At 67.2% G+C, this 26,897-nt stretch carries 27 protein-coding genes and 1 pseudogene; 18 read left to right on the forward strand and 10 right to left on the reverse strand.

Features of this window, described 5'->3' with window-relative positions:
* Positions 1–85: 85 nt before the first annotated feature.
* Positions 86–1,603: an alpha/beta hydrolase gene (locus tag RZE79_RS16420; protein WP_319355436.1), complete on the forward strand. Its 1,518-nt coding sequence runs from the start codon at positions 86–88 to the stop codon at positions 1,601–1,603.
* 10 nt (positions 1,604–1,613) lie between these two features.
* Here the strand turns inward: RZE79_RS16420 and RZE79_RS16425 are convergent, their stop codons facing one another.
* From RZE79_RS16425 to RZE79_RS16435, 3 genes are all read right to left on the reverse strand, one after another.
* Complete coding sequence (locus RZE79_RS16425) at positions 1,614–2,558, reverse strand: crotonase/enoyl-CoA hydratase family protein (RefSeq protein WP_319355437.1); 945 nt, start codon at positions 2,556–2,558, stop codon at positions 1,614–1,616.
* A 100-nt stretch (positions 2,559–2,658) separates the two neighbouring features.
* Positions 2,659–4,134 (reverse strand): HAMP domain-containing sensor histidine kinase, encoded by a 1,476-nt coding sequence (locus RZE79_RS16430; RefSeq protein ID WP_319361207.1) that lies wholly within the window; start codon positions 4,132–4,134, stop codon positions 2,659–2,661.
* A complete protein-coding gene (locus tag RZE79_RS16435; RefSeq protein WP_101491772.1) occupies positions 4,134–4,865 on the reverse strand; it encodes a response regulator transcription factor in 732 nt (243 codons plus the stop codon). Before RZE79_RS16435 ends, RZE79_RS16430 begins: the two co-directional genes overlap by 1 nt.
* Positions 4,866–4,962: 97 nt before the next feature.
* Between RZE79_RS16435 and RZE79_RS16440 the strand changes: the two genes are divergently transcribed.
* From RZE79_RS16440 to msrA, 4 genes are all read left to right on the forward strand, one after another.
* On the forward strand, positions 4,963–5,586 hold the full coding sequence (locus tag RZE79_RS16440) for a cytochrome b/b6 domain-containing protein (RefSeq protein WP_319355438.1): 624 nt from the start codon (positions 4,963–4,965) through the stop codon (positions 5,584–5,586).
* Positions 5,583–6,377: a molybdopterin-dependent oxidoreductase gene (locus RZE79_RS16445; protein ID WP_319355439.1), complete on the forward strand. Its 795-nt coding sequence runs from the start codon at positions 5,583–5,585 to the stop codon at positions 6,375–6,377. The genes RZE79_RS16440 and RZE79_RS16445 overlap by 4 nt, the downstream gene beginning before the upstream one ends.
* Before the next feature lie 111 nt (positions 6,378–6,488).
* Positions 6,489–6,740, forward strand: coding sequence for a pentapeptide MXKDX repeat protein (locus RZE79_RS16450; protein WP_070060850.1), 252 nt, complete (start codon positions 6,489–6,491; stop codon positions 6,738–6,740).
* A gap of 90 nt (positions 6,741–6,830) precedes the next feature.
* Positions 6,831–7,535 carry a peptide-methionine (S)-S-oxide reductase MsrA gene (msrA, locus tag RZE79_RS16455; protein WP_319355440.1) on the forward strand — a complete coding sequence of 235 codons (705 nt, stop codon included), beginning with the start codon at positions 6,831–6,833 and terminating at the stop codon, positions 7,533–7,535.
* Here the strand turns inward: msrA and RZE79_RS16460 are convergent, their stop codons facing one another.
* The 3 genes from RZE79_RS16460 to RZE79_RS16470 all read right to left on the reverse strand — a co-directional run bounded on the left by RZE79_RS16460 (position 7,536) and on the right by RZE79_RS16470 (position 10,405).
* Positions 7,536–8,081 carry a DUF4189 domain-containing protein gene (locus RZE79_RS16460; RefSeq protein WP_319355441.1) on the reverse strand — a complete coding sequence of 182 codons (546 nt, stop codon included), beginning with the start codon at positions 8,079–8,081 and terminating at the stop codon, positions 7,536–7,538. It lies immediately after the preceding gene.
* Positions 8,082–8,162: 81 nt separating this feature from the next.
* Entirely contained in the window at positions 8,163–9,458 is a 1,296-nt protein-coding gene (locus tag RZE79_RS16465; protein ID WP_319355442.1) for an acetyl-CoA hydrolase/transferase C-terminal domain-containing protein, read from the reverse strand.
* A gap of 8 nt (positions 9,459–9,466) precedes the next feature.
* On the reverse strand, positions 9,467–10,405 hold the full coding sequence (locus RZE79_RS16470) for a LysR substrate-binding domain-containing protein (protein ID WP_319355443.1): 939 nt from the start codon (positions 10,403–10,405) through the stop codon (positions 9,467–9,469).
* Positions 10,406–10,544: 139 nt separating this feature from the next.
* Here RZE79_RS16470 and RZE79_RS16475 point away from each other — a divergent pair, with 139 nt between their 5' ends.
* A complete protein-coding gene (locus RZE79_RS16475; RefSeq protein WP_373696483.1) occupies positions 10,545–10,949 on the forward strand; it encodes a RidA family protein in 405 nt (134 codons plus the stop codon).
* Positions 10,946–12,043 carry an NADH:flavin oxidoreductase gene (locus tag RZE79_RS16480; protein WP_319355444.1) on the forward strand — a complete coding sequence of 366 codons (1,098 nt, stop codon included), beginning with the start codon at positions 10,946–10,948 and terminating at the stop codon, positions 12,041–12,043. Before RZE79_RS16475 ends, RZE79_RS16480 begins: the two co-directional genes overlap by 4 nt.
* On the opposite strand, the gene RZE79_RS16485 is transcribed toward RZE79_RS16480, so the two are convergent.
* Positions 12,040–13,212, reverse strand: coding sequence for an FAD-binding oxidoreductase (locus tag RZE79_RS16485; RefSeq protein WP_319355445.1), 1,173 nt, complete (start codon positions 13,210–13,212; stop codon positions 12,040–12,042). The two genes, RZE79_RS16480 and RZE79_RS16485, sit on opposite strands and share 4 nt — an antisense overlap.
* Positions 13,213–13,288: 76 nt before the next feature.
* Between RZE79_RS16485 and RZE79_RS16490 the strand changes: the two genes are divergently transcribed.
* Positions 13,289–14,182, forward strand: coding sequence for a LysR substrate-binding domain-containing protein (locus tag RZE79_RS16490; RefSeq protein ID WP_319355446.1), 894 nt, complete (start codon positions 13,289–13,291; stop codon positions 14,180–14,182).
* Positions 14,183–14,195: 13 nt separating this feature from the next.
* On the opposite strand, the pseudogene RZE79_RS16495 reads toward RZE79_RS16490, so the two are convergent.
* Positions 14,196–15,224 (reverse strand): annotated as a pseudogene (locus RZE79_RS16495) (aldo/keto reductase).
* 122 nt (positions 15,225–15,346) lie between these two features.
* Here RZE79_RS16495 and RZE79_RS16500 point away from each other — a divergent pair.
* The 3 genes from RZE79_RS16500 (at position 15,347) to RZE79_RS16510 (ending at position 17,307) form a co-directional block, all read left to right on the forward strand.
* Complete coding sequence (locus RZE79_RS16500) at positions 15,347–15,820, forward strand: GNAT family N-acetyltransferase (protein ID WP_319355447.1); 474 nt, start codon at positions 15,347–15,349, stop codon at positions 15,818–15,820.
* A gap of 48 nt (positions 15,821–15,868) precedes the next feature.
* Complete coding sequence (locus RZE79_RS16505; RefSeq protein ID WP_319355448.1) at positions 15,869–16,747, forward strand: alpha/beta hydrolase-fold protein; 879 nt, start codon at positions 15,869–15,871, stop codon at positions 16,745–16,747.
* A 113-nt stretch (positions 16,748–16,860) separates the two neighbouring features.
* Positions 16,861–17,307: an SRPBCC family protein gene (locus tag RZE79_RS16510; RefSeq protein ID WP_319355449.1), complete on the forward strand. Its 447-nt coding sequence runs from the start codon at positions 16,861–16,863 to the stop codon at positions 17,305–17,307.
* 9 nt (positions 17,308–17,316) lie between these two features.
* Here the strand turns inward: RZE79_RS16510 and RZE79_RS16515 are convergent, their stop codons facing one another.
* Positions 17,317–17,763: a MerR family DNA-binding protein gene (locus RZE79_RS16515; RefSeq protein WP_319355450.1), complete on the reverse strand. Its 447-nt coding sequence runs from the start codon at positions 17,761–17,763 to the stop codon at positions 17,317–17,319.
* Between the two features lie 171 nt (positions 17,764–17,934).
* On the opposite strand from RZE79_RS16515, the gene RZE79_RS16520 reads away from it, so the two are divergent.
* A complete protein-coding gene (locus tag RZE79_RS16520) occupies positions 17,935–18,138 on the forward strand; it encodes a heavy-metal-associated domain-containing protein (RefSeq protein WP_319355451.1) in 204 nt (67 codons plus the stop codon).
* 51 nt (positions 18,139–18,189) lie between these two features.
* Here the strand turns inward: RZE79_RS16520 and RZE79_RS16525 are convergent, their stop codons facing one another.
* A complete protein-coding gene (locus RZE79_RS16525; RefSeq protein ID WP_319355452.1) occupies positions 18,190–19,140 on the reverse strand; it encodes an alpha/beta hydrolase-fold protein in 951 nt (316 codons plus the stop codon).
* A gap of 282 nt (positions 19,141–19,422) precedes the next feature.
* Here RZE79_RS16525 and RZE79_RS16530 point away from each other — a divergent pair, with 282 nt between their 5' ends.
* From RZE79_RS16530 to gsiD, 6 genes are all read left to right on the forward strand, one after another.
* Positions 19,423–20,397 carry a MurR/RpiR family transcriptional regulator gene (locus RZE79_RS16530; RefSeq protein ID WP_319355453.1) on the forward strand — a complete coding sequence of 325 codons (975 nt, stop codon included), beginning with the start codon at positions 19,423–19,425 and terminating at the stop codon, positions 20,395–20,397.
* Positions 20,394–21,353, forward strand: a complete 960-nt coding sequence (locus tag RZE79_RS16535; RefSeq protein WP_319355454.1) for an isoaspartyl peptidase/L-asparaginase — start codon at positions 20,394–20,396, stop codon at positions 21,351–21,353. The genes RZE79_RS16530 and RZE79_RS16535 overlap by 4 nt, the downstream gene beginning before the upstream one ends.
* A gap of 32 nt (positions 21,354–21,385) precedes the next feature.
* Positions 21,386–23,275 carry a dipeptide ABC transporter ATP-binding protein gene (locus RZE79_RS16540; RefSeq protein ID WP_319355455.1) on the forward strand — a complete coding sequence of 630 codons (1,890 nt, stop codon included), beginning with the start codon at positions 21,386–21,388 and terminating at the stop codon, positions 23,273–23,275.
* Positions 23,276–23,349: 74 nt separating this feature from the next.
* Positions 23,350–24,903: a glutathione ABC transporter substrate-binding protein GsiB gene (gene gsiB, locus RZE79_RS16545; protein WP_153284050.1), complete on the forward strand. Its 1,554-nt coding sequence runs from the start codon at positions 23,350–23,352 to the stop codon at positions 24,901–24,903.
* Between the two features lie 125 nt (positions 24,904–25,028).
* Complete coding sequence (gene gsiC, locus RZE79_RS16550; RefSeq protein WP_099789688.1) at positions 25,029–25,949, forward strand: glutathione ABC transporter permease GsiC; 921 nt, start codon at positions 25,029–25,031, stop codon at positions 25,947–25,949.
* A gap of 10 nt (positions 25,950–25,959) precedes the next feature.
* On the forward strand, positions 25,960–26,886 hold the full coding sequence (gene gsiD, locus RZE79_RS16555) for a glutathione ABC transporter permease GsiD (RefSeq protein ID WP_101491793.1): 927 nt from the start codon (positions 25,960–25,962) through the stop codon (positions 26,884–26,886).
* Positions 26,887–26,897 lie beyond the last annotated feature (11 nt).

Here is a 26,897-nt window from a genome sequence, read left to right on the forward strand (position 1 = left end):
CGGTCGTTCACCACGAACGGACGATGCACAGCGCTGCGCCGGGCACTTCTCGACAAACGCCCATAAGAACGGAGAGAGACAACCCATGCATTCCGCACGCCTGACACTCCTGGCCCTCGCAACCAGCCTCGCCGTCACATCCTGCGGCGGTGGCGGCGGTGGCAACGGTTTTGCCTTCACGCCCCTGCCGCCCGCGCCAGCACCCGCGCCGCCGGCGCCACCGCCTCCCGCACCGCCGCCACCCCCGCCCGAAGAAACGCGCGTGCAGGACACCCGCAACGCCTTCGCGCCCGCCGACCCATCGGCCACCACCTTCGCGGCGCTCAATGCCGACGCCAGCGACCTGGTCGACAACACCACCACCAGCCGCTGGGCCGGCATGCTGGGCGGCGCGCAGTACCACGTCGAAGTGCCGGCCAACTGGAACGGCAAGCTGGTGATGTACGCGCACGGCTATGCGGGCGAAAGCAACCTGCTGTCGGTGAACAACCCGTCGATCCGCCGCTACCTGATCCAGAACGGCTACGCCTGGGCCGCATCGAGCTACAGCAAGAACTTCTATGACGTGCGGGTGGGGGTGGAAGACACCAACGCGCTGGCACTGGAGTTCAACGAGATCGCCAAGGCCAACGGCCGCGAGCTGGCCGCGCCGACGAAGACATACATCACCGGCCACTCCATGGGTGGCCACATCACGGCGGCGGCGATCGAGGACGAAGCTCTCGCCACCGCCAACCACAAGGTGAAGTACAACGGCGCGGTGCCGATGTGCGGCGTGGTCGGCGATACCGAACTCTTCGACTACTTCGCCGGCGCGCAAGTCACGGCGCAGGCGCTGGCGGGCCTGCCGAAGTATCCGACGCCGAACTGGTCGGACATCTCCGCGCAGGTCACCAACACGCTGTTCACCAACTTCCCCTCCGTGCCCACGGCCACAGGCATGAAGTTCGTCTCGGTGGTGAAGAACCTGACCGGTGGCGAGCGTCCGATGTTCGGCCTCGGCATGGCGGCGGGCGGCTCGTTCGCGGCGGTGTGGGGCGTGTTCGGCAGCGACGGCACCGTGAACGGCATCCTGAACCGGAACACGCTGGACACCAACCGCTTCACCTACACCATCGACGGCGACGTGCCGGGCTCGACAGCGCTCAACAGCTCGGTGCTCAAGCTCACTGCGGCCGCCGACGCCAACCGCCTGCGCACCGACGGGCTGCGCTGGATTCCCAAGGCCAACGGCGAATTCAAGGTTCCGGTGGTGTCTCTGCACACGCTCGGCGATCTGTATGTGCCCTTCAGCATGCAACAGATCTACCAGAAGCGCGTGGCCGCCAAGGGCAACAGCGAGTGGTTGGTGCAGCGCGCGATCCGCGGGATCACGCACTGCGACTTCACCGTTCAGGAGCAGACAGAAGCCTTCGACGCGATGGTCAAGTGGGAGCAAGGCGGGCCGAAACCCGCGGGCGACGACGTCGTCACCGCCGCCACCGTGGCAGCACCGACCTACGGCTGCACCTTCTCGCGCAGCACGATCGGCGTGGACGACAGGGCACCGACGACATCGTCCCGTCCGTACGCCCTGGCCAACTCGGCTGCCTGCCCTCCCTGAGGAAGGCGCCTCAGCGCGCGGGCGGCACCGCCGCCCGCGCCGCTGCGAGCTTCGCTTCCAGCTCCGCGACGAGCGCCCTCGCCTCGTCGCCTTCCGGAATATTCCGGCCGCTGTCGCGCCATGCGACAGCGCTCTTGAAGCCTTCGGCTTCCGCCTGCCGGCGAAACCACATCCCCTCGGGGTTGTGCCGCGTGATGCCGTCGAACACGGTCGCGAACATCTGCGTCTGCTCCAGCCCCATCGAATGCCAGACCTGGTTGACGACCATCTTGTGCATCATGAGGTGCGAACTCGGCACGCCTGCGATGCGCTGCGCGAGCTTCAGCGTGGCGTCGTCGAGCTGCGCCGCCGGCACCGCGAAATTGGCCAGCCCCCAGTCGGCCGCCTGCGTGCCGGTGATGGTGTCGCCGGTGAACATGAGCTGCTTGGCGCGCAGCGCGCCGAGGCGGTAAGTCCACATCGCGGTGGTCGGGCAGCCCCACACGCGCGTGGGCATGTAGCCGATGCGCGCGTCGTCGGCCATGGTGAGCAGGTCGCAGCACAGCGCGATGTCGCTGCCGCCCGCCACCGCGTAGCCGTGCACCTTGGCGATGGTGGGCTTCCGGCAGCGCCACAGCGACATGAAGTCTTCGGTGTTGCGCTTCATGGCGGCGTAGTCGAGCATCGGGTCCCACGGCGTTTTCTCTTGCCGGCAGGGATGGTCGCCCTGGCCTTCGCGGCCGTGGCCCTCAGCGTAGTCGCCCAGGTCGTAGCCGGCGCAGAAGGCGCGGCCCGCGCCTTCGACCACGATCACATGCACCTCGTCGTCGGCCTCGGCCCATTCGACGGCGCGGCGGATGTCGGTGGGCGTGCTGTCGCCGATGGCGTTGAGCTTCTCGGGGCGGTTGAGCACGAGGCGCGCGATGCGCGGGTGCTGCGGGTCCTTGTCGATCAGGACGGTCTCGAAAGCGGGCATGGTCGGGGGTCTCCTTCGGTTCTTTTGGGGGATGCCGCTTCGCTTGTAGCATCGCCCGCCGCCCGCTGGCAAACCCGCCGACCGCCGGGTTCAACGACCCTCAGCGTCCCGTTGCGCTCCCGAGCCGAAACAGGAACACCGCGCCCTTGCCCGGCTGCGGCACGAGCCGGATGTCGCTGCCGTGCAGTTGCAGGATGCGTTGCACGATCATCAGCCCCAGCCCGCCGCCGCGCGTGCCACCGTCGGCAAAGGCCGGCCGCGTGAACAGGCCCTTCTGCAGCTCGCCAGGAATGCCGGGCCCGGTGTCGCTCACCTGCACCGCCACGCCGGCGTCGGACGGGCGCAGGCGCACCTCGATCTCGCCGCCGGCCGGCGTGTGGCGGATGGCGTTGTCCAGCAGGTTGGTCAGCACGCGTTCGATCATGCCGAGGTCGGCCGACACCACGGGCAGGTTCGGCGCGATGTCGGGCTTGAGCTGCTGGCGCCGCGCCTCGGCCGCGAGTTCGAACTTCTGGAACACGTCCTGCACGAGGTCGGCGAGCGCGAAGTTTTCTTTCTCGGGCTTGACCACGCCGTACTCGAGCCGCGCCAGCTCGAACACCTCTTGCGCGAGCCGACCGACCTTGCGGCTCTGGCCGAGCGCAATCTCCAGGTAGCGACGACGTTCATCTTCGCTGAGCGTGCCGGCCTTGAGCAGCAGCGTCTCGAGGTAGCCATGCAGCGAAGTGAGCGGCGTGCGCAGGTCGTGCGAGATGTTGGCGAAGAGCTCGCGCCGCTGGCGGTCCTGCAGGCTGAGTTCGCGCCATTGCTCGGCGATGCGGCGCGTCATCTGTTCAAAGGCCTGCTGCAGCTGCGCGATCTCGTCGTCGGCGCGGCGCGGCGGCGCGGGCATGGGCGCCTCGCGCTCCAGCGCCTCGATGCCCTCGGCTTCGAAACGGCGCACCGCCGCCGTCAGCTCGCGCAGCGGCCGCGTGATGAGGCGGAACGCCACCAGCCCGGCGATGAGCCCCAACAGCGCCACCAATGCCATCGACCACAGCGTGGTGCGCAGCACGGTGTCGGCCGAGAGGTTGGCGGCCAGCGCGTCGTGGTCTTCGCCTTGCAGCACCACGTACACATAACCGGCGTCGCGCCCGCCCATGCGCAGCGGCGCGGCGCTGAAGACCTTGGTGCCGTCGGGGCTGCGCGGATCGTCGCCCGCAATGGGCAGGCGCTCACCGGCCAGCAGCTGGCGGATGGGGCCGAGCGCCACCTTGTCGCGCTTGAGGTGCCCCGGCGGCGCGGCCTGGGCCTCGATGCGGCCGTCGAGTCCCAGCACGTAGACCTCGACGCTGGGGTTGACGGTCATGAGCTTGTCGAACAGGTCTTTCACCGCCACCGGGTCGAGGCCGCCGGGCTTCATGAGTTCGGTGTTCTGCGCGATGTGGGCCGCGAGCCCGAGCGACAGCCGCTGCGTCACCTCTTGCGCGTGCTGTGCGCCCGCGCGCATCTGCAGCCACGCCGAAGCGCCGCAGCAGGCCAGCAGCAGCACCGCGAAGGCGATCGACAGGCGCCGCGACAACGTGGCCCAAGCCATCATGGCGCGTCACCTTTGGGTGCAGCGTCGTCCGCCGCAAGCTTGTACCCACGCCCCCACACCGTGAGGATGCGCCGCGGCGCGGCCGGATCGGCCTCGACCTTGGTGCGCAACCGGTTGATGTGCGTGTTGACCGTGTGCTCGTAGCCATCGTGCTGGTAGCCCCAGACCTGGTTGAGCAGGTCGAGCCGCGAGAACACCTTGCCGGGGTGGCGCGCGAAGAAGTACAGCAGGTCGAACTCGCGCGGCGTGAGCTCGATGGGCTTGCCGTCGACGCGCACTTCGCGCGCCAACGGCTCGATGTCGAGGTTGCCCAGCGTGAGGCTGCCCGAATCGAGACGGGCGTTGCGCGCCAGCGCATCGGTGCGCCGCAGCAGCGCCTTCACGCGCGCCACCAGTTCCAGCACCGAGAAGGGCTTGGCCAGGTAGTCGTCGGCGCCCAGTTCGAGCCCGAGGATGCGGTGCACTTCGCTCGAGCGTGCGCTCACGATGATGATGGGCGTGTAGCGCGCCATGGCGCGAGCGCGGCGGCAGATTTCGAGGCCGTCGATGCCGGGCAGCATGAGGTCGAGCACCAGCGCGTCCCACTGGCCGCGCTCCAGTGCGCGCAGGCCGGCGTTGCCGTCGGCGGCGTGCTCGACCGCATAGCCCTCGTCGCGCAGGTGCATGCGCAGCAGTTCGGCAATGTGGGCGTCGTCTTCGACGATCAGCACGCGTTTGGCGGTGTCCATGGCCGCGATTGTCCCGCGAGACGGGCCCCGGAGTTATCACGATTCTTTGAACTTTGCGTGATGAATCGGCGAGGGGGTGCGCCCAACAATCCAGCCCATGCAGACACGCACCGCCCCTGACAAGCGACCGATCCACCCGCTGTGGATGCGCGCCACGCACTGGCTCAACGCGCTGGCCGTGCTCGTGCTGGTGGCCAGCGGCTGGCGCATCTACAACGCGGCGCCCTTCTTCGACTTTCGCTTTCCTGCATCGATCACGCTGGGCGGCTGGCTCGGCGGTGCGCTGCAGTGGCACTTCGCGGCGATGTGGCTGCTGGTGTCCAACGGGCTGGTCTACCTGGGCCTGAACATTGCCAGTGGCCGCTTCGCGCGCAAGTTCTTCCCGCTCACGCCGGCCGGCCTCTGGCGCGATGCGCGGGCCGCGCTCGGCGGCAAGCTCTCGCACGCCGACCCGCGCCACTACAACCATGTGCAGAAGCTGGCCTACCTGTTCGTGATCGTCGACCTGGTCGCGATCGTTCTGTCGGGGCTGGTGCTGTGGAAGTCGGTGCAGTTTCCCATCCTGCGCGAACTGATGGGCGGCTACGAAGCCGCGCGCCGCGTCCACTTCATTGCGATGGCAGCCCTGGTGGCCTTCGTTGCCGTGCACCTCGTGATGGTGGCGCTCGTGCCCCGCACCCTGCTCACCATGCTGCGCGGTCGCGCGCCCCACACCCCATGAGCCTCTTTTTCAAACGCCCTCCCCTGGTCGGTGTCGACGGCGATGCCGTGGTGCGCGAAGCCCGCGCCCTCATCGAACGCCAGCTCGACGCCCCCTCGCGCCGCATGTTCCTGCGCCGTTCGCTGACGCTGGGCGGCCTGTCGATGCTCACCGGTTGCAGCATCAGCGACGACAGCCACGTGGAAGCCGCGCTGAACAAAGTCTCGCGCTTCAACGACGAGGTGCAGGGCTGGCTCTTCAGCCCGACGCGGCTGGCGCCGACCTACACCGCGGCCGAGATCACGCGCCCCTTTCCATTCAACGCCTACTACGGCGAAGACGAGATCCGCGAGGTCGACGAGGCCACCTACCGCCTCGAAGTGAGCGGCATGGTCGCCGACAAGCGCCGCTGGACGCTCGCCGAACTGCGCGCGCTGCCGCAAGAAGACCAGATCACGCGCCACATCTGCGTGGAAGGCTGGAGCGCCATCGGCAAATGGGGCGGCGTGCGCTTTGCCGACTTCCTGCGCCACGTGGGCGCGGACCTGAGCGCGAAGTACGTCGGCTTCCAGTGCGCGGACGACTACCACACCAGCATCGACATGCCGACCGCGCTGCACCCGCAGACGCTGCTGGCGCTGAGCTACGACGACCAGCCGCTGCCGCCGAAGTACGGCTTCCCGATGAAGCTGCGCATGCCGACCAAGCTTGGCTACAAGAACCCGAAGCACATCCAGGCGATGTATGTGACGAACACCTATCCCGGTGGCTACTGGGAAGACCAGGGCTACAACTGGTTCGGAGGGAGCTGAGGGGCTGCCACAGCCGCTCGACTGCCGAAGAAAGCGCGAGGCCGTGTTCCAGCGTGGGACCGCGCCGATCTTGATGACAAAGAAACCCAACCTCAACTCAGGAAGATTCAAATGAACAAGCTCACCGCCACCCTCCTCGCCACCTGCATGGCCTTCGCCGGTGCCTCGGCCTTTGCCGCGGACGACATGGCCAAGGACGGCATGAAGAAGGACAGCATGGCCAAGGACGGGATGAAGAAAGACGCCATGGGCAAGGACGCCATGAAGAAGGACGGCATGGCCAAGGACGGCATGAAGAAAGATGCCATGGGCAAGGATGAAATGAAGAAGGACGCGATGGGCAAGGACGAGATGAAGAAGTAAGCCTCTTTTTCCGCCCGACCCGCCGCCATTGACGGCCGGCGGGATCGGGGCCACTGTCTCTCTCATCTGCGTTCCCTACGAAAGACCGCCATGAAATCCTTCGCCATCGCCGCCGGCACGCTCGCCGCCGCCGCTTTCGCCTGGCACGCGGCCCCTTCCTTTGCAGAGACCACGCGCCGCGTGCCCGCGCCGACGGTCGACCTGGCCACACCCGCCGACGCCACCACCGCCACCGCCGTGTTCGCAGGCGGCTGCTTCTGGGGCGTGCAGGGCGTGTTCCAGCGCATCGAGGGCGTGAGCAATGCGCTCTCGGGCTATGCGGGCGGCGAGGCCCGCACCGCGCGCTACAACGAGGTCGGCTCCGGCCGCACCGGCCATGCCGAGGCCGTGCGCATCAGCTACGACCCGCGCAAGGTCAGCTACGGCAAGCTGCTGCAGATTTACTTCTCGGTGGCGCACGACCCCACCCAGCTCAACCGCCAGGGCCCCGACACCGGCCCGCAGTACCGCTCCACCGTGTTCGCCGAAAACGCCGAGCAGGCCCGCATCGCCAACGCCTACATCGCCCAACTGAACCAGGCCAAGACCTTCGGCAACAAGCCGCTGGCCACCACGGTCGAGACGGCCAAGCCCTTCTATGCGGCCGAGGACTACCACCAGGACTACCTCACGCTGCACCCCAACCAGCCCTACATCGTGATGCACGACCTGCCGAAGATCGACGACCTGAAGAAGCTGTTCCCCGAGAGCTACAAGGCCACGCCGTCGCTGGTGCGGGCGGCCAAGGCCAGCTGATCAGCGATTGACGACCAGCGCGTTGCAGCGCGCGGTGACGACCTTGCAGTCCTTCGCGTGCGCGGAGCATTCCGCCATCGCTTCCGCCTGTGCCGCGCTCTGCAGCTTGTTGGCTTTCATCGAGAGCACGTTGCGGCCCATCACGACCACGCCGCAGCCTTCCTGCCAGACCAGCGTCATGCTGCGGCAGCCGGTGGCGGTGCCGCCGTTGCCCACGCACTGGGCGATGGCGTTGCTTTCGGCGTCGGCCTGGGTCGCCCGGTTGTCGACGCCGCCGAAAGCACCCTTCGACTTGTCGATGACATACGCACCCCACTTGTACGAGAAGGTGGGGTCCGGCGGTGGGGGCGCCAGGTACTCGTCGGGGTCGCTGTAACGGCCCGTGCCGCCGGGGATCACGAGCACGGGGTCCCGGGGTGGCGGCCGGCTGTTGTGGGGCCAGCCCGGCGCGTTCGGCGGCGGGCATCCGGGCTGGCCCGGCCCGCTGCAGGCGAGCGCCGTGCCAGACAACACGCAGGCCGCGCCCAGCAGAAAAAGGTGTCGCAACGAGATGCTCATCGCAGCGAATGTAGCCGTCGCCCGGGCCGCGCAGGAGTGCCCTAAGTCACTCCCACCGCCCTGTGAAATTCAAAGCAGCCTGGCCTGCTTCGCCTGCTCCATCAGCTCCGCCCGGAAGTTCGGATGCGCAATCGCAATCAGCTCCTGCGCGCGCTGCTTGGCCGACTTGCCGCGCAGCTGCGCCACACCGTATTCGGTGACGACGTAGTTGATGTCGTTCTTGCTCGTGCTCACATGCGTGCCCGGCGACAGCGACGGCACGATGCGCGAGATGGTGTCGTTCTTCGCCGTCGAGGGCAGCACGATGAAGGCCTTGCCGCCGCGCGAGCGATTGGCAGCGCGCACGAAGTCCGACTGCCCGCCCGTGCCCGAGTACGGCGCATGGCCCAGGCTCTCGGAGCCGCACTGGCCCAGCAGGTCGATCTGCATGGTGGCGTTGATGGCGATGAGGTTGTCGTTGAGCCCCGCCAGCGCCGGGTCGTTGGTGAAGTTGACCGGATGCATCTCCAGCCCCGGGTTGCGGTCCATGAAGCGGTACAGCTTGTTCGAGCCCAGCGCGAAGGTTGCGACCGACTTGCCCGGCAGGTAATTCTTGCGGCGGTTGGTGACCGCGCCGCTTTCCACCAGCGTGAGGATGCCGTCGCCGATCATCTCGGTGTGGATGCCCAGGTCGCGCTTGCCCGTGAGCTGCATCACCACCGCGTCGGGAATGCCGCCGTAGCCGATCTGCAAGGTGGCGCCGTCGTCGATCAGGTCGGCCACGTGCCTGCCGATGGCTTCCTGCACCGGGCCGATCTTGGGCAGGCCGACTTCCATCACCGGCTCGGTACTCTCGACGAGCGCCGCCACCTGCGAGATGTGCACGTGGCAATTGCCGTGCGCATAGGGCACGTTCGGGTTCACCTCGAGCACGACCGCGCGCGCCTTCGCCACGGCGGCCATCGTGTAGTCGGGGCCCAGGCTCAGCGCGAAGTAGCCGTGCGCGTCCATCGGCGAGGCCATGCTGAACACAACGTCGGCCGCGATCTGCCCCCGATCGATCTGCGCGGGAATCTCGGAGAAGTAGTTGGGAATGAAGTCGATCCAGCCGGCCTGCCCGCCGGCGCGCGTGGCGCCGCCGAAGAACAGCGCGACGTGGCGCACATGCTCGACCGTCTCCGGGTCGATGTAGGCGTACTTGCGCATCGCAAGAATCTGCGCGACCTTCACGTCGCGGAAGTCGCGGCGCTGCTCGGACAACGCCGTGAGCAGCGACGGCGGTTCGCCGACGCCGGTGGGCACGATGATCATGTCGCCGTTGCGCACCTGGCGCACGGCATCGGCGGCTAAGACGCGCTTCTGCGCGTACAGGGTCTGGGCAGTCATGCCTGCCACTATGCCTTCTTTCCGGGCTGTAGCGCGGGTGCTGTCGCTTGCGGGACCGGCGTGGCGCCGAACTCGCGGTGCACCCAGTCGCGCAGCACCATCGTCGCGGGCCGGCTCGCGGCGCGCGGGCTGTACACGAGGTCGTAGCGGTAGCTTTCGACCGACAGCGCGAAGGGCTGCACCAGCAGGCCCGACGCGAGCTCGTCGGCCACCAGCGCCAGGCTCAGCAGGCCGACGCCCTGCCCCGCGACCGTGGCCTGCACCGCGTGAATCTCTTCGGTGAACGACAGGCCGGCCTGCGCATCGACGTCGGTGCGGCCCGCGCGCGCGAGCCACGTGCGCCACACCGGCGCCAGCGTTTCGTCGCGCCCCGCGCGCCCCCATTCGAAGTGAATCAGCGAAACGGCGCGCAGGTCCTTCCTGGCCGCGACCGCCAGCGCGGGGCTGCAGACCGGCGCGTAGTGGTCCTGAAACAGCGGCTCGACGACCAGGTCGGCATAACGACCGTTGCCATAGCGGATGGCCGCGTCGGCCTCGGTGTCGAGGTCGACAACCTGGTTGGTGGCGTCCAGCCGCAGCGTCCATTCGGGATGCAGGTCGCGAAACGTTCCCGCACGCGGCGCCAGCCGGCGGGCCATGAAACCGACCGTGGACGACAGCGTGGCGATGCGCGTGCCCTTGAGTCGGCGCACGCCGTCGACGGCGCGCTCGAAGCTGTCAAAGCCGTCGCGCAGCGCGGGGAACAGCTGATGGCCGGCGGCCGTCAGGTGAACCTGCCGCGTGCCGCGTTCGAACAGGCGCACGTCGAGCGCTTCTTCCAGCTGCTTGATCTGGTGGCTGACGGCGGTCGGCGTGACGTGCAGCTCGTCGGCCGCCGCCTTGAAGCTCAGCCGACGCGCCGCGGCCTCGAACACGCGCAATGCGCCCAGGGGAGGAAGTCTTCGCATGCGGACAGATTAGCTCAACTCATCCATCGACTGAAAAATCAGCCTTTGTCGGGCGCCCTCTTCATCCCTAAATTCCAGTGGTCGCAGGAAGAAAACACTTCCACGGCTGATCTGAAATTCACCATCAAAGGCACCCGTCATGCAACTGCAACCCAAGCAAATCCATACGCAACCTGACCCCTACGCGCCCTTCCTGCTGTCGCAGGCCATCCAGCTCGGCAACCTGGTCTTCGTGTCCGGCCAGGCTGCCATCGGTGACGACGGTGAGATCGTCGGCAAGGGCGACTTCGACCGCCAGGCCGAGCAGGCCTTCAAGAACCTCGACCGCGTGTTGCGAGCCGCCGGCACGGGCCTGGGCAGCGTGGTCAAGGTGACGATCTTCCTGACCTCGATGAGCCACTTTCCGAAGATCGTCGAACTGCGCCGCCAATGGTTTTCGGCGCCCTACCCGGCCGACACCATCGTCGAGGTCTCGGGCCTGTACTCGCCCGACGCGATGATCGAGATCGAGGCCATCGCCGTCGCACCCGGAGACGCGCGATGAGCACACCGCTGTTCGCGCCAACGAATTTGAACGGACTGCAGTTGCCCAACCGCTTGGCCGTGGCGCCGATGACGCGCGTCAGCGCCTCGCCCGAGGGCCACGCCAACGGCACCATGGCGCGCTACTACGAACGCTTTGCGCGGGGCGGCTTCGGCCTCCTCATCACCGAAGGCATCTACACCGACGCGGCGTATTCGCAAGGCTATTTCCGCCAGCCCGGCCTGAGCGATCGCGAACAAGCCCGCGCGTGGCAGCCGGTGGTGAAGGCGATCCAGGGCGCGGGCGGGCGCGTCATCGCGCAGCTCATGCATGCGGGCGCGCTGTCGCAGTTCAACCGCTTTCGCGACCACACGGCGGGACCGTCGGCGATTCGCCCCCGCGGCACGCAGATGACGGCCTACCGCGGCGAAGGCGAGTACCCAGAGCCCCACGCAATGAACGATGCGGACATCGCCGAGGCGATTCGCGGCTTCGCCCGGGCCGCGCTGCTGGCGATGGAGGTGGCGGGCTTCGACGGCGTGGAGATTCACGGCGCGAACGGCTACCTGCTCGACCAGTTCATGACCGGCCACACCAACACGCGCACCGACCGCTGGGGCGGCGCCCTCGCGCAGCGCGTGCAGCTGACCGTCGAGGTGGTGCGCGCCGTGCGGCAGATGCTGGGCGCATCGGCGCCGGTCGGCGTGCGCATCTCGCAAGGCAAGGTCAACGACTTCAGCCACAAGTGGCCGGAAACCGAAGCCGGTGCGGCGACGGTGTTCGGGGCGCTGGCGCACAGCGGCATCGACTACCTGCACATCACCGAATTCGAAGCCTGGCGCCCGGCCTTCGGCGATGCTGCGGGGCCGAGCCTGCTGCAGCTCGCGCGCCACCATGCGCCAAGGATTGCGATCGTCGCCAACGGCAGCCTGCACGACCCGCGGCGCGCCGAAGCAGCGCTCGCGGAGGGCGCCGATTTCGTGGCACTGGGACGGGGCGCGCTGTCGAACGCTGACTGGCCGAAGCGACTCAAGGAAGGCCGCGCGCTCGCCGCCTTCGATCCGGCGCTGCTGTCGCCCGTGGGGGACATCAAGCCGGCGGAGCAACAACGCTAGATGATGTTCTTCTCGATCAACGGCCGGTTCTCCAGGATGCGCGCGAACGACAGCGGCGACAGGTCGAGGCTGCGGTAGTCACCGAAGCGGATCAGCTCGGCGATACCCCGCCCCACCGCCGGGCACTGCTGCAGCCCGTGACCCGAAAAGCCGTTCGCGAAGTAGAGGTTGTCGCAGTCCGGGTGCAGGCCGAGGATCGCGTTGTGGTCGAACAGATTCATCTCGTAATAGCCGGCCCAGGCGCCCGTCATGCGGACGGCTTCGAAGGCCGGAATGCGTTCGGCCAGCGTCGGCCAGATGAAGCTGTCGAAGGCCTCGTGGTCGACTTCGAGTGGCGCGTCGTCGGGGTCCTGGTCTTCCGGCGGCGCAAAGCCGCAGATGAACTGGCGACCTTCGGGCCGCAGCCAGATGCCGGAGGTGTCGATGACCAGCGGGCAGCCGGGCAAGGTCTCGGGGCATGAGAAGCTGAACACACTGCGGCGTCGTCCCCGCACCGGCAGGTCGATGCCCGCCCATTCGGCCACCTTCGCGGCCCAGGCGCCGGCGGCGTTGACGACGATGTCGGCGTCGATCGTCTCGCCGTGGTCGAGTTGCACGCCGGTCACGCTGCGGCTTTTGCGGCACAGCCCCATGGCATGCGCCTGCACGTACCGTGCGCCCTGCGATGCGGCCTTCTTGCGAAAGGCCTGCAGCAGGCTGTAGCCGTCGTACCAGCCCTCGCCCGAAAGGCCGAGCGATGCGAGCGCGATGCCCTCGGTCGAGAGCCACGGGAAGCGCGCCTTCAGTTCATCGGGCGTCAGCAGCGCCACGTCCACTGCGTGCGCCTTCTGCATCGCGTGGTTCTCTCGCAGCACGTCGACACCTGCCGCCGAGGCCAGGTACAGGTAGCCGGGCTCGACGAGGCCAATGTCCGGCACGTCGTCGCCCACGCGCAGCGTCTCGCCGAGCGTGCGAAAGAAGTCGATGCCGTACAGCGACATCTCGATGTTGATGGCGGTGGAAAACTGCTGGCGGATCGAGCTGGCCGACAGCGCCGACGAGGCCTGCCGGTACGAGAAGTCGCGCTCCACCACCGTGATGTCGAAGGCCTCGCCTGCCGGGTCGGCGCCCAGGAAGTACGCGATGGCCGAGCCGATGGCCCCGCCGCCGATGATCGCCACACGCCGCATGAGATGCCTTTCCGTGTCTTCGGTGCCTGGCCCCGGCCGTTGCCGGGGCTGCGCACGCTCCCGCCAGAATAGCGCGATGAGAAAAGACATTCCCAACCTCGGCGCGCTGCAGGCCTTCGAGGCCTCGGCACGCCTGGGGAGCTTCACCCGCGCGGCGACCGAGCTGGCGCTCACGCAAAGCGCCGTCGGCCGCCAGGTGGCGATGCTGGAGCAGCGCCTGGGCGTGCCGCTGTTCTCGCGCGTGCGCAAACGGCTGACGCTCACCGACGTGGGTCGCGAGTACGCCGCACGCATCCGCCGCCACCTCGACCAGATCCGCCGCGACACGCTGGAGATCAGCGCCGGCCACGAGATGGGCTTCGTGCTCGAGCTGGCCGTGGTGCCGACCTTCGCCACGCAATGGCTCATTCCGCGGCTGCCCGATTTCAGCCGGCTGCACCCGAACGTCACGGTGAACCTGTCGGCGCGCTCGCAGCCCTTCTCGTTCCAGGAGCACGCGTACGACGCGGCGATCTACTTCGGAGACCAGTTCTGGCCGAACACGCGCGGCGGGCTGATCTTTTCCGAAGGCGAGATGGTGCCCATCTGCAGCCCTGCGTTCCGCGACGCGCATGCCCAGTGGGACGAAGCCGGCTTCGAGCGCTGCCGCCATGTGCACCTGAGCACGCGCGCCCATGCGTGGCGCGACTGGTACGCGCAGCAGGAATGGGAATACACGGTGCACGCGTCGCGCGGGCCGCGCTACGAGCTGTTCACCATGGTGGTGGCCGCCGCGGCGGCGGGCATGGGCGTGGGGCTGGCGCCGCGCATCCTGGTCGAGCAGGAACTGCGCACCGGCGAACTCGTCATTCCTGTGGACCGGCACCTCGACGTGCACCAGGGCTACTACTTCGCGTACCCCGAAGGCCGGCCGGCCTCCGGGGCGCTGGAGCAGTTCAAGCAGTGGGTGCTGGGGCTGACACCCGCCTGACCGGTGAACCGCGTCAGACGGGGTTCGGGTTGCGCTCCAGGAAGCCCTGCTGGTGCCAGTACGGATAGGCGCGCGTCGTGGCGCTGGCCGCGTCGAGTTCAGCGACCTGCGCGGGCGTGAGGTTCCAGCCCACCGCGCCGAGGTTCTGTCGCAGCTGCGCTTCGTCGCGCGCGCCGACCACCACGCTCGACACCGTCGGGCGTTGCAGCAGCCAGTTGAGCGCGACCTGCGGCACCGTCTTGCCGACCTCGGCGCCGACTTTTTCGAGCGCCTCGACCACGCGATACAGCAGTTCGTCGGGCACGGGCGGGCCCATGTCGGCCGTCACGTGCAGGCGGCTGTTGGCGGGCAGCGGTTGGCCGCGGCGGATCTTGCCCGTGAGCCGGCCCTAGCCCAGCGGACTCCAGACCACGGCGCCCACGCCCTGGTCTTGCGCCAGCGGCATCAGCTCCCACTCGTACTCGCGGCCCACCAGCGAGTAATACGCCTGGTGCGCCACGTAGCGCGCATAGCCGCGCTGCTCCGACACCGCCAGCGACTTCATCAGGTGCCAGCCCGAGAAGTTCGACGCGCCCACATAGCGCAGCTTGCCCGCGCGCACGAGGTCGTCGAGCGTGGACAGCGTTTCTTCGACCGGCGTGCTCGCATCGAAGCCGTGCAGCTGGAACAGGTCGATGTAGTCGGTGCCCAGACGCTTGAGCGAGGCATCGACCGCCTGCACGAGGTGTTGGCGCGACGAGCCCACGTCGTTCGGCCCGTCGCCGCTGCGGAAGGTGGCCTTGGTCGAGATCAGCAGCCGGTCGCGCGGCCGGCCCTTGAGCGCCTCGCCCAGCACCGATTCGGCGGCGCCGCCCGAGTAGATGTCGGCGCTATCGAACATGTTCACGCCGGCGTCCATGCAGATGTCGATCAGCGTGCGCGCCTCGGCCACGTCGGTGCTGCCCCACGCGCTGAAAAACTCGCCCTTGCCGCCGAAAGTGCCGGTGCCGAAGCTCAGCACGGGGACCTTGAGGCCCGATTTGCCCAGATGACGGTATTCCAAAGTGCTACTCCTTGAATCGAACGAACAGACGAACGGGATGAATGACGCGGCCATTGTTGGCCGTCGCGGGGAACCCCGTCGCGCGTCGGGCTTTGCGGCCTTCGGCTCGCTACGATCGAACGATGCAGATCTCGATTGAAAACCCGAACCAGGCCGACGTCATCCAGCTGATCGACGACCTCGATGCGTACCAGAAGCCGCTGTACCCGCCCGAGAGCCACTACGGCATCGACCTTGCGGCACTGTCGGCGGCGCATGTGCTGTTCGCGGTCGCGCGCGACGACGCGGGCACGGCCGTCGGCTGCGGCGCGCTCGTCATGAACCCCGGCTACGGCGAACTCAAGCGCATGTACGTGCGCCCGCAGAACCGCGGGCAAGGCGTCGCGGCGAAGGTGCTGGGCTTTCTCGAGGGCGAAGCGGCGGCGCGCGGCTGCGCAATGTTCCGGCTGGAGACGGGCGTGAGCCAGCCCGAGGCACTGGCGTTCTATGCGCGTGCGGGGTATGCGCGGCGCGAGCGCTTCGGCGACTATCCGAACGATCCGTTGAGTGTGTTCATGCAGAAGACGATCGCGACAGCGGCCCCCCATCACCTCTAAGATCGCCCGGCTTCCGCCACCACGGCCATCACCATCAAGGAACACCACATGCAGACAAGAGGGATTCTTCGCCGGCTCATGTTCACAGCGAGCTGTGCCTTGCTGCTGGGGTTGTCAGGTTGCGGCGGCGGAGGGGGTGGAGGCGGCGGCGGCGGTGCGGCGATGCTGCCGTTGCCACCGGTCGGCGGCACACCGACACCACCGCCCGCGGACACCGGGCGCAGCCGGGTGGTCCAGGCCTCGGTGAAGTCGGAGGCCACGGGTGCAACCTACCCTCTGCACATCTACCTGCCGTCCGGCTACGACAGCGCGACGACGGCCTACCCCGCGATCTACATCACCGATGGCGATGCGATCTTCAACCAGAGCGTGACGCGCTTCCAGAACTTCACCGACATCCTCGAGAAGGCCGGCAAGAAAGCCATCGTGGTCGGCATCGGCGGCACGGCGCGCCGCAACACCGACTACCTGATGCCCGGCGCCCAGCCGTACCACGACTTTCTGACCGACCAGCTGGTGCCGTATGTCGAGTCGAACTACCGCGCCAACCCGGCCAAGCGCATGCTCTCGGGCCTGTCGAACGGCGGCGTCTTCACGCTCATCGCCTTCTTCACGGAAGGCGCGGCCGGCAAGTTCACCTTCCAGTACTTCTTCCCCTCCGATCCCCCCGTCAAAGGCGCAAGCGCGCAACTCGAACCGCTCGAAAGCCAGATGTACGCCAACAGCAGCACGCGGGAGATTCCCGTGACCTTGCTGTTGGGCTTCGCCGTTGCCAACACCGGCGGCCCGGAGATCACAGCCATGCACGACAAGATCGCAGCGCGCAACTACAAAGGCCTGCAGTTGAGCGTGAAGGGCTACCCCGGGGGACACACGCCGATGGACTTGCCGTCGTTCGAGGACATCGTGGCGCGATTCATCGATTGACGCGCGGCGTGTGGGATCAGGGTTTTTCCTGATCCTTGAACGTGTCGAATCGCAGCGCGCTCATCCGACGTCATCACAGAGGGTCGTCCTCTGTACTTCAGGAGAAAGCAACCATGGCTACCAACACCGTTCGTCTGCATCGCGTCCTGCGCACGTCCCCCGACAAGCTCTACCGCGCCTTCGTGGAGGCCAGCGCGTTCGAGCGCTGGCTGCCGCCCTTCGGGTTCACCGGCAAGGTCCACAGCATGGAGCCTGTGGTGGGCGGCGCGTGGCGCATGTCCTTCACCAACTTCACCAGCGGCCACAGTCATTCGTTCGGCGGCAAGTACCTGGAGCTTGTTCCAGGCCAGCGCATTGCCTACGACGCGAGCTTCGACGATGCCAACCTGCCAGGCACGATGAAGACCACCGTGACCCTGACCGCGGTCTCGTGCGGCACGGACGTGTCCATCGTGCAGGAAGGCATCCCCGAGATGATTCCTGTCGAGATGTGCTACCTGGGCTGGCAGGAATCGCTGGTCGCGCTGGCCCAGCTGGTCGAGCCGAACATTCCGGGTTGAGGGGCGGCTTCACGCACGCCGCGCTTCACAGCCGGCGAATCCCTTGAGCCCCGCAAGCTCATCGAGGATGGGGCATTCGGGGCGCTCGTCACCTTCGCAGCAATGAGCGAGACGCTCCAGCAATTGCTTCATGTGTGAGAGTTCCTCGATGCGCTGCGCCAGATCGTCGGCGCGTTCGAGCGCAACGCGCTTCACATCGAAGCTTGCGCGGCGCCCGTCTTGCCACAAGGCGTGCAGCTCGACGACTTCCGGCGTATCAAAACCCAGCGTGTGCGCCCGCCGCGCAAAGCGCAGTGTCGACACGGCGCGTTCGTCGTAGTGGCCGCCGTGTGCCGTGTCATCGAGCAGCCCGAGCGATTTGCAGTCTTGCAGCAGCTGCGCGGACGCACCGGAGCGCGCAACCACATCAGCAAGGGACAAGTGCGCCGCAGCAGCCGGCGCCGTGGGATGTTCCATGGAGTTCTCCTTCGAGCCAAAGCGCGAAGTCTCAAGCTTGACACCATGAGAGAGTCAAACTCAGGCAGTCGCATGACCTTGGCGTGTCAGGGGTCAGGCGTTCGCCACGCTTGACCTTCACACGATGGCAAGCTTGACACTGAGCGTCACTCTTTTGAAAGGACGACTCTCATGCAAGCGTTTGAAATCCAGTCGATGACCTGCGGCAGCTGCGCCGGCCGCATCACCAAGGCCATCAAAGACCTCGACCCGCAGGCCAGGCTCGAGGTGGACTTGAAGAACAGAACGGTACGCATCGACACCACCGAAGACGGCCCTTCCGTGATGGCCGTGCTGACAGAGGCGGGCTACCCACCCAAACCGCTGCCCGCATGAGCACACCGCGCGCGAACCCCTAGTTTCGGGTTCGCAGCGCGGCCACGGCACCTATTTGTAGATCCGCACCACCGCGTCTTCGAACGCCAGCACATCGGCGCCGACGTGCGTGGCGTTGAACTCCGTATGCAGGAGCTGCAGCCCGACGTACCCTCGCGCTGCCATCCGTTGGTACAGCTGCTTCACGTACTGTTGATTGCAGCTACTGATGCAGCTCGCCAGGATCAGCGTGACAGGCAGGGGCCGACCCGCCAACGCATCGAACATCTTCTGTTCCAGATCGTTGTTCTGAGCCTCCTGTTGCCAGAAAGCGCCCTCGATCGACACGAAGGAAGAAAACACCAGGTTGTCCGGCGCTTCGAGAAAGAGCGCCGTGGCCGCCAGGTTGCCACTGGTCGACAGGCCCGTGAGCATCCGGTTCTTGGGGTTGGTCCGGTACTTCGAATCGATGAAGGGAATCAGCTCCTTCGCCAGGAAGTCGTGGTACTTGAAGGCCCCGGGAAAGTTGTAGTCCTCCTGGCGCCGCCCGGTGTTCCCGATGCCGACGAGGATGGCCTTCGTTCCACGCTTCACCAGGATGTCCTTGAGATTCGCGAACCGTGTTTGCGGCAAGCCGTTGACGGCATCGCCGTCGAGCGCATAGATGACGGGGTAGGCATCGGTGCCCTGGTCGTACCCGGCGGGCAGGTAGACAGAAAGAGGATAAGGCGCGCCTGTGAAGCCCGACTGGATGGATTCGGACACCACACGGTCGGTCGGTGTCGGCGCTGGCGCCGGCTGCTGAGGCACGGGCCCTGCGGTCGGCGGCAGGATCGGCACACCGCCCCCGCCACCGCCCCCTCCGCCACCGCATGCGGACACGCCCGCGAACACCACACAGCAGCCCATCACCGCGAGCGCGCGGCGAAGCCATTCCAGTCTCATGTTGGTTCCTCGTTCCCCGACGCAAGACGCGCCGCTCGGGATACTCAGGGCTGACCAGAAGGCCGTCAATGTCGCCATGCGACCCCGGCACCGCAGTTAATTCGTTCGTTTTCAACGCGCCAGACCCCGCCCAAGGGATGAAAAGACAACATCAGGGTAATCCCTGAACGTCGCGCCCCAACAGCCCCGAACACGCCGCCCCGCAAGGGAAACACGCCCGATCGCGTGCTCGCCAAAGCCCCTCGCTCCTGGCCCGCTACTTGCGATATCGATCGGAAATGACAGAAAATTTTCATATCTGTCATATATTTGTAAACCGATTTTCATCACCCGCACCCACCCCGGTGCATCGCCCGCCCCATGAGCACCAACGTCGACACCCCAGGCACCACCGTGGCCCAGCGCATTGCGCAGGCGTTGCCGCGGCTGACGCGTTCGCACCGGCAGGTGGCCGACTTCGTGCTCGAGCACCCGCTGCAGGTCGCGACGCTGCCGATCGATGAGCTGGCCGCTGCGGCGGGCGTCTCGGTCGCCACGGCCAACCGGTTTGCGCGCGCGCTGGAGTTCGACGGCTACGCCGCCTTCCGCGCCGAGCTCGTGCGCGGCTTCGAGTCGCTGGTGGCGCCGGTCGAACGGCTGCGCGGCAACCTGGAGCACCCGACCACGGTGGCCGAGGTGTTCGCCACGGCGCTCGACGAGAGCCGCCGCAACATCGAAGCCACGCGCCAGTCGCTCGACTACGCCGCCTGCGAAGCCGCCGTGCAGCGCATCCTGAAGGCGCGCTCGATCTACATCGGCGGCTTCGGCGCCAGCGCATGGCTCGCGGGGTTGCTGCAGCACGGGCTCGACGGTTCGTGCAACGACGTGCGCATGCTCTCCAGCGTGAGCGGCGTGACGCATTCGGCGCGCTCGCTGATGCACTCGGGCCCGCAGGACCTGTTCATCGGCCTCACCTTTCCGCGCTACCTGACCGACACGGTGGCGCTGGCGCAGATCGCGCGCAGCCAGGGCTGCGCGGTGCTCGCGCTGACCGATCGCCCCAGTTCGCCCCTCGCGCCGCTGGCCGACGTGGTGCTCTATTGCCAGACCGAAACCAGCTACCGCCCCAACTGCGAGACCAGCGTGCTCGCGCTGATCGAGGCACTGACCAGCGCGGTCGCCCTGCGCGCGCCCGGCGCGGCGCAGTCGGCCGGCCGCATCCTGCAGGCGGTGCGTCCGTGGCTGCATGGCGGACTGGGCCAGGGCCATGCGCGCGGCCAGGTTTCCATGCCTCCCCTCCTCCCCGCCGCCGTCGCTTCCGACGCCGGCAAGAAAAAGAAGAAAGCTTCCCGATGAAGAACGTCACGCCCGTCATCGCCATCCACGGCGGCGCCGGCACCATCAGCGCCTCGACGACCAACCCCGAGCAGGCGCAGGCGTATCACGACGCGCTGCAGACCATCGTGCGCGCCGCGCAGGCCGCACTGCTCAAGGGCATGTCGGCGCTCGACGCCACCTGCCTCGCGGTCGAGATGCTCGAAGACTGCCCGCTCTTCAATGCCGGCTACGGCGCGGTGTTCACGCACGAAGAAACGCACGAGCTCGACGCGGCCGTGATGGACGGTGCCACGCTCGCGGCCGGCGCCATTGCAGGCGTGAGCCACGTGCGCCGCCCGGTGCGCGCCGCGCGTGCCGTGCTCGAAGACGGCGCCCATGTGCTGCTGGCCGGCGCGGGCGCCGAAGCCTTCGCGCGCGACCGTGGGCTGGAGATGGTCGAGCCCTTCTTCTTCTCGACCGACGCGCGCCGACAGCAGCTGTACCGCGTGCGCGACACGGGCCGCGTGGTGACTGACCACGAAGGCGCCGCCATGACCAAGCCGCCGCTGGACGAAGACAAGAAGTTCGGCACCGTCGGCGCCGTGGCGCTCGACATCCACGGCCACCTGGCCGCCGCCACCTCGACCGGCGGCATGACCAACAAGCGCGTGGGCCGCGTCGGCGACACGCCGCTCATCGGCTCCGGCACCTACGCCGACGACCGCACCGCCGCCATCTCGTGCACCGGCAGCGGCGAAATGTTCATCCGCGTCGCGGCCGCGCACGACATCTGCGCGCGCATGGCCTACGGCGGCGCCACGCTAGCAGCGGCCACGCACGCCGTGGTGCACCAGTCGCTGCCCGCCATCGGCGGCACCGGCGGCCTGATCGCCGTCGACCGCCACGGCAACCTGAGCCTGGCCTTCAACACCGAAGGCATGTACCGCGGCCACGCGCGCGGCGATGAAGCCCCGGTCACCGCCATCTTCGCCTGACGCATCTGCCCCTCTTTTCTCCCGCACCCGCCATGTCCTCCCCTGCCCTGAATCTGCCCGACGGCCGCGTCCTCGCCGTCGACGACCTCACCGTGCGCTTCTCGACGTCCGAGCGCACCGTCGATGCCGTCAAGAATCTGTCCTTTCACGTCGACCACGGCGAAACGCTCGCGGTGGTGGGTGAATCGGGGTCGGGCAAGTCGGTGACCTCGCTCGCGCTGATGCGGCTGGTGGAGCACGGCGGCGGTCGCATCCTCGGCGGCAGCATGGCCTTCCGCCGGCGCAACGGCGACGTGCTCGACCTGGCGCAGGCACGCGACAGCACGATGCGCGGCATCCGCGGCGCGGACATCGCGATGATTTTTCAGGAGCCGATGACCTCGCTGAACCCGGTGTTCACCGCCGGCGACCAGATCGCCGAGGCCATCCGCATCCACCAGGGCAAGAGCAATTCGGCCGCACGCGCCGAGGCGCTGCGCATGCTCGAACTCGTGCGCATCCCTGAAGCGCGCAACGTGCTCGACCGCTTTCCGCACCAGCTCTCGGGCGGCATGCGCCAGCGCGTGATGATCGCGATGGCCCTGTCGTGCAAGCCGCAGCTGCTGATTGCCGACGAGCCCACCACCGCGCTCGACGTGACGATCCAGGCGCAGATTCTTCAGCTGATTCGCGAGCTGCAGAAAGAGATGCGCATGGGCGTGCTCTTCATCACGCACGACATGGGCGTGGTGGCCGAAATTGCCGACCGCGTGCTCGTGATGTACCGCGGCGACAAGGTCGAAGCCGGCACCTCCGACCAGGTGTTCGCGTCGCCGCAGCACCCCTACACGAAGGCGCTGCTGTCGGCCGTGCCCAAGCTGGGCGCGATGCAGGGTACCGACCTGCCGGCCAAGTTCGAGCTCCTTCGTACCGAGTCCGGCACCGAAGACAGCACCGAGACCGTGCCCTGCACGAACACCACGCCGCAGACCACCGTGCGCGAAGACGCCGGCCCGATCCTGCGCGTGCGCGACCTCGTCACGCGCTTCGACGTGCGCAGCGGCATCTTCGGCCGCGTGAAGCGCCGCGTGCATGCGGTCGAGAAAATCAGCTTCGACCTCTACCCCGGCGAGACGCTCGCGCTGGTCGGCGAATCGGGTTGCGGCAAGTCGACCACCGGCCGCTCGCTGCTGCGCCTGGTCGAAAGCCAGAGCGGTGCCATCGAATTCGGCGGCAAGAACATCCGCGAACTGCCCACGCGCGAGCTGCAGGCACTGCGCCGCAACATCCAGTTCATCTTCCAGGACCCGTTCGCGTCGCTCGATCCGCGTGTGACGGTGGGCTTCTCGATCATGGAGCCGCTGCTCATCCACGGCATCGCCAAGGGCGCCGAAGCGCAGCAGCGCGTCGACTGGCTGCTGCAGAAGGTCGGCCTGCCGCCCGAAGTGGCGCAGCGCTACCCGCACGAGTTCTCGGGCGGCCAGCGCCAGCGCATCGCGATTGCGCGCGCGCTCGCACTGAACCCGAAGGTGGTGGTGGCGGACGAATCGGTGTCGGCACTCGACGTGTCGATTCAGGCGCAGATCGTCAACCTCATGCTCGACCTGCAGCGCGAGCTGGGCGTGGCGTTTCTGTTCATCTCGCACGACATGGCCGTGGTCGAGCGCATCAGCCACCGCGTGGCCGTGATGTACCTGGGCCAGATCGTCGAGATCGGCCCGCGCCGCGCGGTGTTCGAAGCGCCGCAGCACGCCTACACCCGCAAGCTGATGGCGGCCGTGCCGGTGGCCGACCCGTCGCGCCGCCACAAGCCGCGCGCGCTGCTCGAAGGCGAGATTCCCAGCCCGATCCGCGCCGTGGGCGACGAGCCCGATGTGCCGCCGCTGGTGCAGGTCGCACCGGGCCATTTCGTGGCACGGCACGCCATTGGCGGCGCCTTCTGATCTTCCGAATCCGACCCCGTTTTTTCACCCGCAGGCCCCCTGCATTTTTTCCACGAACCGACTGGAGTTCTTCAATGAAGCAATCTTCTTCCTCCCTGCGCTGGGCATCCGCACTGCTGGGCCTGGCCGCGCTGGCCGCCTCGGGCTCGGCACTGGCTGCCAAAGACGTGGTGCTGGCCATCGGCTACCAGCCGGAAACGCTGGACCCGTACAACACCAACACGACCATCACCACGGCCGTGACCAAGACCTTCTATGAAGGCCTGTTCCAGTTCGACAAGGACCTGAAGGTCCAGAACGTGCTCGCCGAGGGCTACGAGGTGTCGAAGGACGGCCTGGTCTACACGATCAAGCTGCGCAGCGGCGTCAAGTTCCACGACGGCACCGACTTCAACGCCGAAGCCGTGAAGGTCACGCTCGACCGCGTGCTGAACCAGGACAACAAGCTGCTGCGCTACAACCAGTTCAACCGCGTCGGCAAGGTCGAAGCGCTGAACCCCACCACCGTGCGCATCACGCTGAAGGAGCCCTTCGGCCCCTTCATCAACTCGCTGGCCCACGCCTCGGCCGCCATGATCTCGCCCACCGCGCTGAAGAAGTGGGGCAACAAGGACATCGCCTTCCACCCCGTGGGCACCGGCCCCTTCGAGTTCGTCGAGTGGAAGCAGACCGACGCCGTGAAGGCCAAGAAGTTCGACGGCTACTGGAAGAAGGGCTTCCCGAAGATCGACAACCTGCAATGGAAGCCGGTGCTCGAGAACAACACGCGCGCCGCGATGCTGCAGACCGGCGAAGCCGACTTTGCCTTCCCCATTCCCTACGAGCAGGCCGAGCTGCTGAAGAAGAGCGACAAGCTCGAAGTGGTGGCATCGCCCTCGATCATCACGCGCTTCCTGGCCTTCAACATGCTGCAAAAGCCGTATGACAACCCGAAGGTGCGCGAAGCCATCGGCTACGCCATCAACAAGGAAGCGCTGTCGAAGGTCGCCTTCGGCGGCTACGCCTTCCCCGCACAGGGCGTGATGCCCCAGGGCGTGAAGTTCGCCGAGAAGATGGCACCCATTCCCTACGACGTGAAGAAGGCCAAGGCCCTGCTGGCCGAAGCCGGCTACCCGAACGGCTTCGAGTCGGTGCTGTGGAGCGCCTACAACAACACGACCAGCCAAAAGACGATCCAGTTCGTCCAGCAGCAGCTCGCACAGGTGGGCATCAAGCTGCAGGTGCAGGCGCTCGAAGTGGGCCAGCGCACCGAGATGGTCGATGCATGGCCCGATCCGAAGACGGCCAAGGTCCGCATGTACTACACGGGCTGGTCGTCGTCGACCGGCGAAGCCGACTGGGGCCTGCGCCCGCTGTTCGCTTCGGAGTCGTGGGCACCGAAGCTCAACAACATGTCGTTCTACAAGAGCGACGTGGTCGACGGCGCCATCGCCAAGGCGCTGATCACCGTGGACGACAAGGAAAAGGCCGCGCTGTACAAGACCGCGCAGGACGAGATCCGCAAGGACCTGCCGCGCGTGCCGCTGGTCACCGAGCAGAACCTGTCGGCGCACGCCAAGCGCCTGTCGGGTGTGTTCGTGATGCCCGACGCGAACATCAACATCGATGCCATGTCGGTGTCTAACTAAGACCTCCCCCAGGCTTCGCGCACTTCGTGTCGCTACGCCAACCCCCTCACCGGGGGCAACACCTGCGGCCCGGCAAAGCCGGTTCCGCGGTGTTCCCCGAATGAGGATTTGACTGCCCGCTCCCCATGCTGAATTACTTTCTCAAACGACTGTTGGGCCTGATCCCGACACTGCTCATCGTGGCAGTGCTGGTGTTCCTGTTCGTCCACATGCTCCCCGGCGACCCGGCGCGCCTTGCCGCCGGCCAGGATGCCGACGAGCAGACCGTGGCCATGGTGCGCGCGGACCTCGGGCTCGACAAGCCGCTGCCGCAGCAGTTCGTGAGCTTCTTCACCCACATGGTGCAAGGCGACTTCGGCACCTCGATCCGCACGCGGCGGCCGGTGTCGACGGAGATTGCCGAGCGCTTTTTCCCGACGGTGATGCTGACCATCACCAGCATGGTGTGGGCGGTGATTTTCGGCATGGGCATCGGCATCGTGTCGGCCGTGTTCCGCAACCAATGGCCCGACCGCATCGGCATGACGCTTGCGGTGTCGGGCATCTCATTCCCCGCATTTGCACTGGGCATGCTGCTCATGCAGATCTTCTCGGTGCAGCTCGGCTGGCTGCCCACGGTGGGCGCCGCAACCTGGCAGCACTACATCCTGCCCTCGATCACGCTGGGCGCGGCGGTGGCCGCCGTGATGGCCCGCTTCACGCGCGCCTCGTTCGTCGAAGTGATCCAGGAAGATTTTGTGCGCACCGCGCGCGCCAAGGGCGTGCGCGAGCGCACGGTGATCATCAAGCACTGCCTGCGCAATGCGCTGATTCCGGTGGTCACGATGATGGGCCTGCAGTTCGGCTTTCTGCTGGGCGGCTCGATTCTTGTGGAGGCGGTGTTCAACTGGCCCGGCCTGGGCCGCCTGCTGGTCGATGCCGTGCAGATGCGCGACTACCCCGTGATCCAGACGCTGGTGCTGCTGTTCTCGCTCGAATTCATCCTGATCAACCTCGTGGTCGATGTGCTGTACGGCTACATCAACCCGACCATTCGCTACAAGTGAGCACGCAGCCATGACGCAAGCTTCCGGCGTGTCTGCCGAATCCATCGTTCCTCTTTCTCCCGTGGCCGTGGTGCAAACCGCGGGCAAGGTCCGCACGCCCTGGGGCGAGTGCTGGCGCCGCTTCAAGAAGCAGCCCGTGGGCATCGTCGCGGCCATCTTCGTGGGGCTGCTGGTGTTCATCGCGGTGTTCGCACCGTGGATCGTGCCCTTCGACCCCGAGAACTTCTTCGACTACGACATGCTGAACAGCGGGCCCTCGGCCACGCACTGGTTCGGCGTCGACCCGCTGGGCCGCGACATCTTCAGCCGCATCCTGGCGGGCACGCGCATCTCGCTGGCGGCCGGCTTTCTGTCGGTGCTCGTGGGCGGCTTCATCGGCACGGCCTTCGGCCTGCTGGCGGGCTACTACGAAGGCTGGTGGGACCGCATCGTGATGCGCATCTCGGACGTGCTTTTCGCCTTCCCCGGCATCCTGCTGGCGCTGGGCGTGGTCGCCATTCTGGGCAGCAGCATGACCAACGTGGTGGTGGCCGTGTCGGTGTTCAGCGTGCCGGCCTTTGCGCGCCTGGTGCGCGGCAACACGCTGGTGCTCAAGCAGCAGACCTACATCGAGGCCGAGCGCAGCATCGGCGCGTCCGACTGGACCATCATCGTGCGGCACATCCTGCCGGGCACGATCTCGTCGATCGTCGTGTACTTCTCGATGCGCGTGGGCACCTCGATCATCACGGCGGCCAGCCTGTCGTTCCTGGGCATGGGCGCGCAACCGCCGACACCCGAGTGGGGCGCAATGCTCAACGAAGCGCGCGCCGACATGGTGACCTCGCCGCACGTGGCGCTGTTCCCGAGCCTGGCCATCTTCTTCACCGTGCTGGCCTTCAACCTGCTGGGCGACGCCCTGCGCGACGCGCTCGATCCGAAGATCGACCGCCAGTAAATTCTTCGCTC

It is taken from the genome of Variovorax sp. EBFNA2 (genome assembly GCF_033802765.1).
In the GTDB taxonomy this organism is placed as follows: domain Bacteria; phylum Pseudomonadota; class Gammaproteobacteria; order Burkholderiales; family Burkholderiaceae_C; genus Variovorax; species Variovorax paradoxus_H.

Bases quoted from the DNA above. Each gene is read 5' to 3' on its own strand.
- RZE79_RS16440 (WP_319355438.1), top strand. From the start codon at position 4,963: ATGCAGACACGCACCGCCCCTGACAAGCGACCGATCCACCCGCTGTGG.
- gsiD (WP_101491793.1), top strand. From the start codon at position 25,960: ATGACGCAAGCTTCCGGCGTGTCTGCCGAATCCATCGTTCCTCTTTCT.
- RZE79_RS16525 (WP_319355452.1), bottom strand. From the start codon at position 19,140: ATGGCGACATTGACGGCCTTCTGGTCAGCCCTGAGTATCCCGAGCGGC.
- RZE79_RS16490 (WP_319355446.1), top strand. From the start codon at position 13,289: ATGAGAAAAGACATTCCCAACCTCGGCGCGCTGCAGGCCTTCGAGGCC.
- RZE79_RS16435 (WP_101491772.1), bottom strand. From the start codon at position 4,865: ATGGACACCGCCAAACGCGTGCTGATCGTCGAAGACGACGCCCACATT.
- RZE79_RS16540 (WP_319355455.1), top strand. From the start codon at position 21,386: ATGTCCTCCCCTGCCCTGAATCTGCCCGACGGCCGCGTCCTCGCCGTC.
- RZE79_RS16465 (WP_319355442.1), bottom strand. From the start codon at position 9,458: ATGACTGCCCAGACCCTGTACGCGCAGAAGCGCGTCTTAGCCGCCGAT.
- RZE79_RS16430 (WP_319361207.1), bottom strand. From the start codon at position 4,134: ATGGCTTGGGCCACGTTGTCGCGGCGCCTGTCGATCGCCTTCGCGGTG.
- RZE79_RS16470 (WP_319355443.1), bottom strand. From the start codon at position 10,405: ATGCGAAGACTTCCTCCCCTGGGCGCATTGCGCGTGTTCGAGGCCGCG.
- RZE79_RS16475 (WP_373696483.1), top strand. From the start codon at position 10,545: ATGCAACTGCAACCCAAGCAAATCCATACGCAACCTGACCCCTACGCG.
- gsiC (WP_099789688.1), top strand. From the start codon at position 25,029: ATGCTGAATTACTTTCTCAAACGACTGTTGGGCCTGATCCCGACACTG.
- RZE79_RS16510 (WP_319355449.1), top strand. From the start codon at position 16,861: ATGGCTACCAACACCGTTCGTCTGCATCGCGTCCTGCGCACGTCCCCC.
- RZE79_RS16485 (WP_319355445.1), bottom strand. From the start codon at position 13,212: ATGCGGCGTGTGGCGATCATCGGCGGCGGGGCCATCGGCTCGGCCATC.
- RZE79_RS16530 (WP_319355453.1), top strand. From the start codon at position 19,423: ATGAGCACCAACGTCGACACCCCAGGCACCACCGTGGCCCAGCGCATT.
- RZE79_RS16520 (WP_319355451.1), top strand. From the start codon at position 17,935: ATGCAAGCGTTTGAAATCCAGTCGATGACCTGCGGCAGCTGCGCCGGC.
- RZE79_RS16500 (WP_319355447.1), top strand. From the start codon at position 15,347: ATGCAGATCTCGATTGAAAACCCGAACCAGGCCGACGTCATCCAGCTG.
- RZE79_RS16420 (WP_319355436.1), top strand. From the start codon at position 86: ATGCATTCCGCACGCCTGACACTCCTGGCCCTCGCAACCAGCCTCGCC.
- RZE79_RS16515 (WP_319355450.1), bottom strand. From the start codon at position 17,763: ATGGAACATCCCACGGCGCCGGCTGCTGCGGCGCACTTGTCCCTTGCT.
- RZE79_RS16450 (WP_070060850.1), top strand. From the start codon at position 6,489: ATGAACAAGCTCACCGCCACCCTCCTCGCCACCTGCATGGCCTTCGCC.
- RZE79_RS16445 (WP_319355439.1), top strand. From the start codon at position 5,583: ATGAGCCTCTTTTTCAAACGCCCTCCCCTGGTCGGTGTCGACGGCGAT.
- msrA (WP_319355440.1), top strand. From the start codon at position 6,831: ATGAAATCCTTCGCCATCGCCGCCGGCACGCTCGCCGCCGCCGCTTTC.
- gsiB (WP_153284050.1), top strand. From the start codon at position 23,350: ATGAAGCAATCTTCTTCCTCCCTGCGCTGGGCATCCGCACTGCTGGGC.
- RZE79_RS16480 (WP_319355444.1), top strand. From the start codon at position 10,946: ATGAGCACACCGCTGTTCGCGCCAACGAATTTGAACGGACTGCAGTTG.
- RZE79_RS16535 (WP_319355454.1), top strand. From the start codon at position 20,394: ATGAAGAACGTCACGCCCGTCATCGCCATCCACGGCGGCGCCGGCACC.
- RZE79_RS16505 (WP_319355448.1), top strand. From the start codon at position 15,869: ATGCAGACAAGAGGGATTCTTCGCCGGCTCATGTTCACAGCGAGCTGT.
- RZE79_RS16425 (WP_319355437.1), bottom strand. From the start codon at position 2,558: ATGCCCGCTTTCGAGACCGTCCTGATCGACAAGGACCCGCAGCACCCG.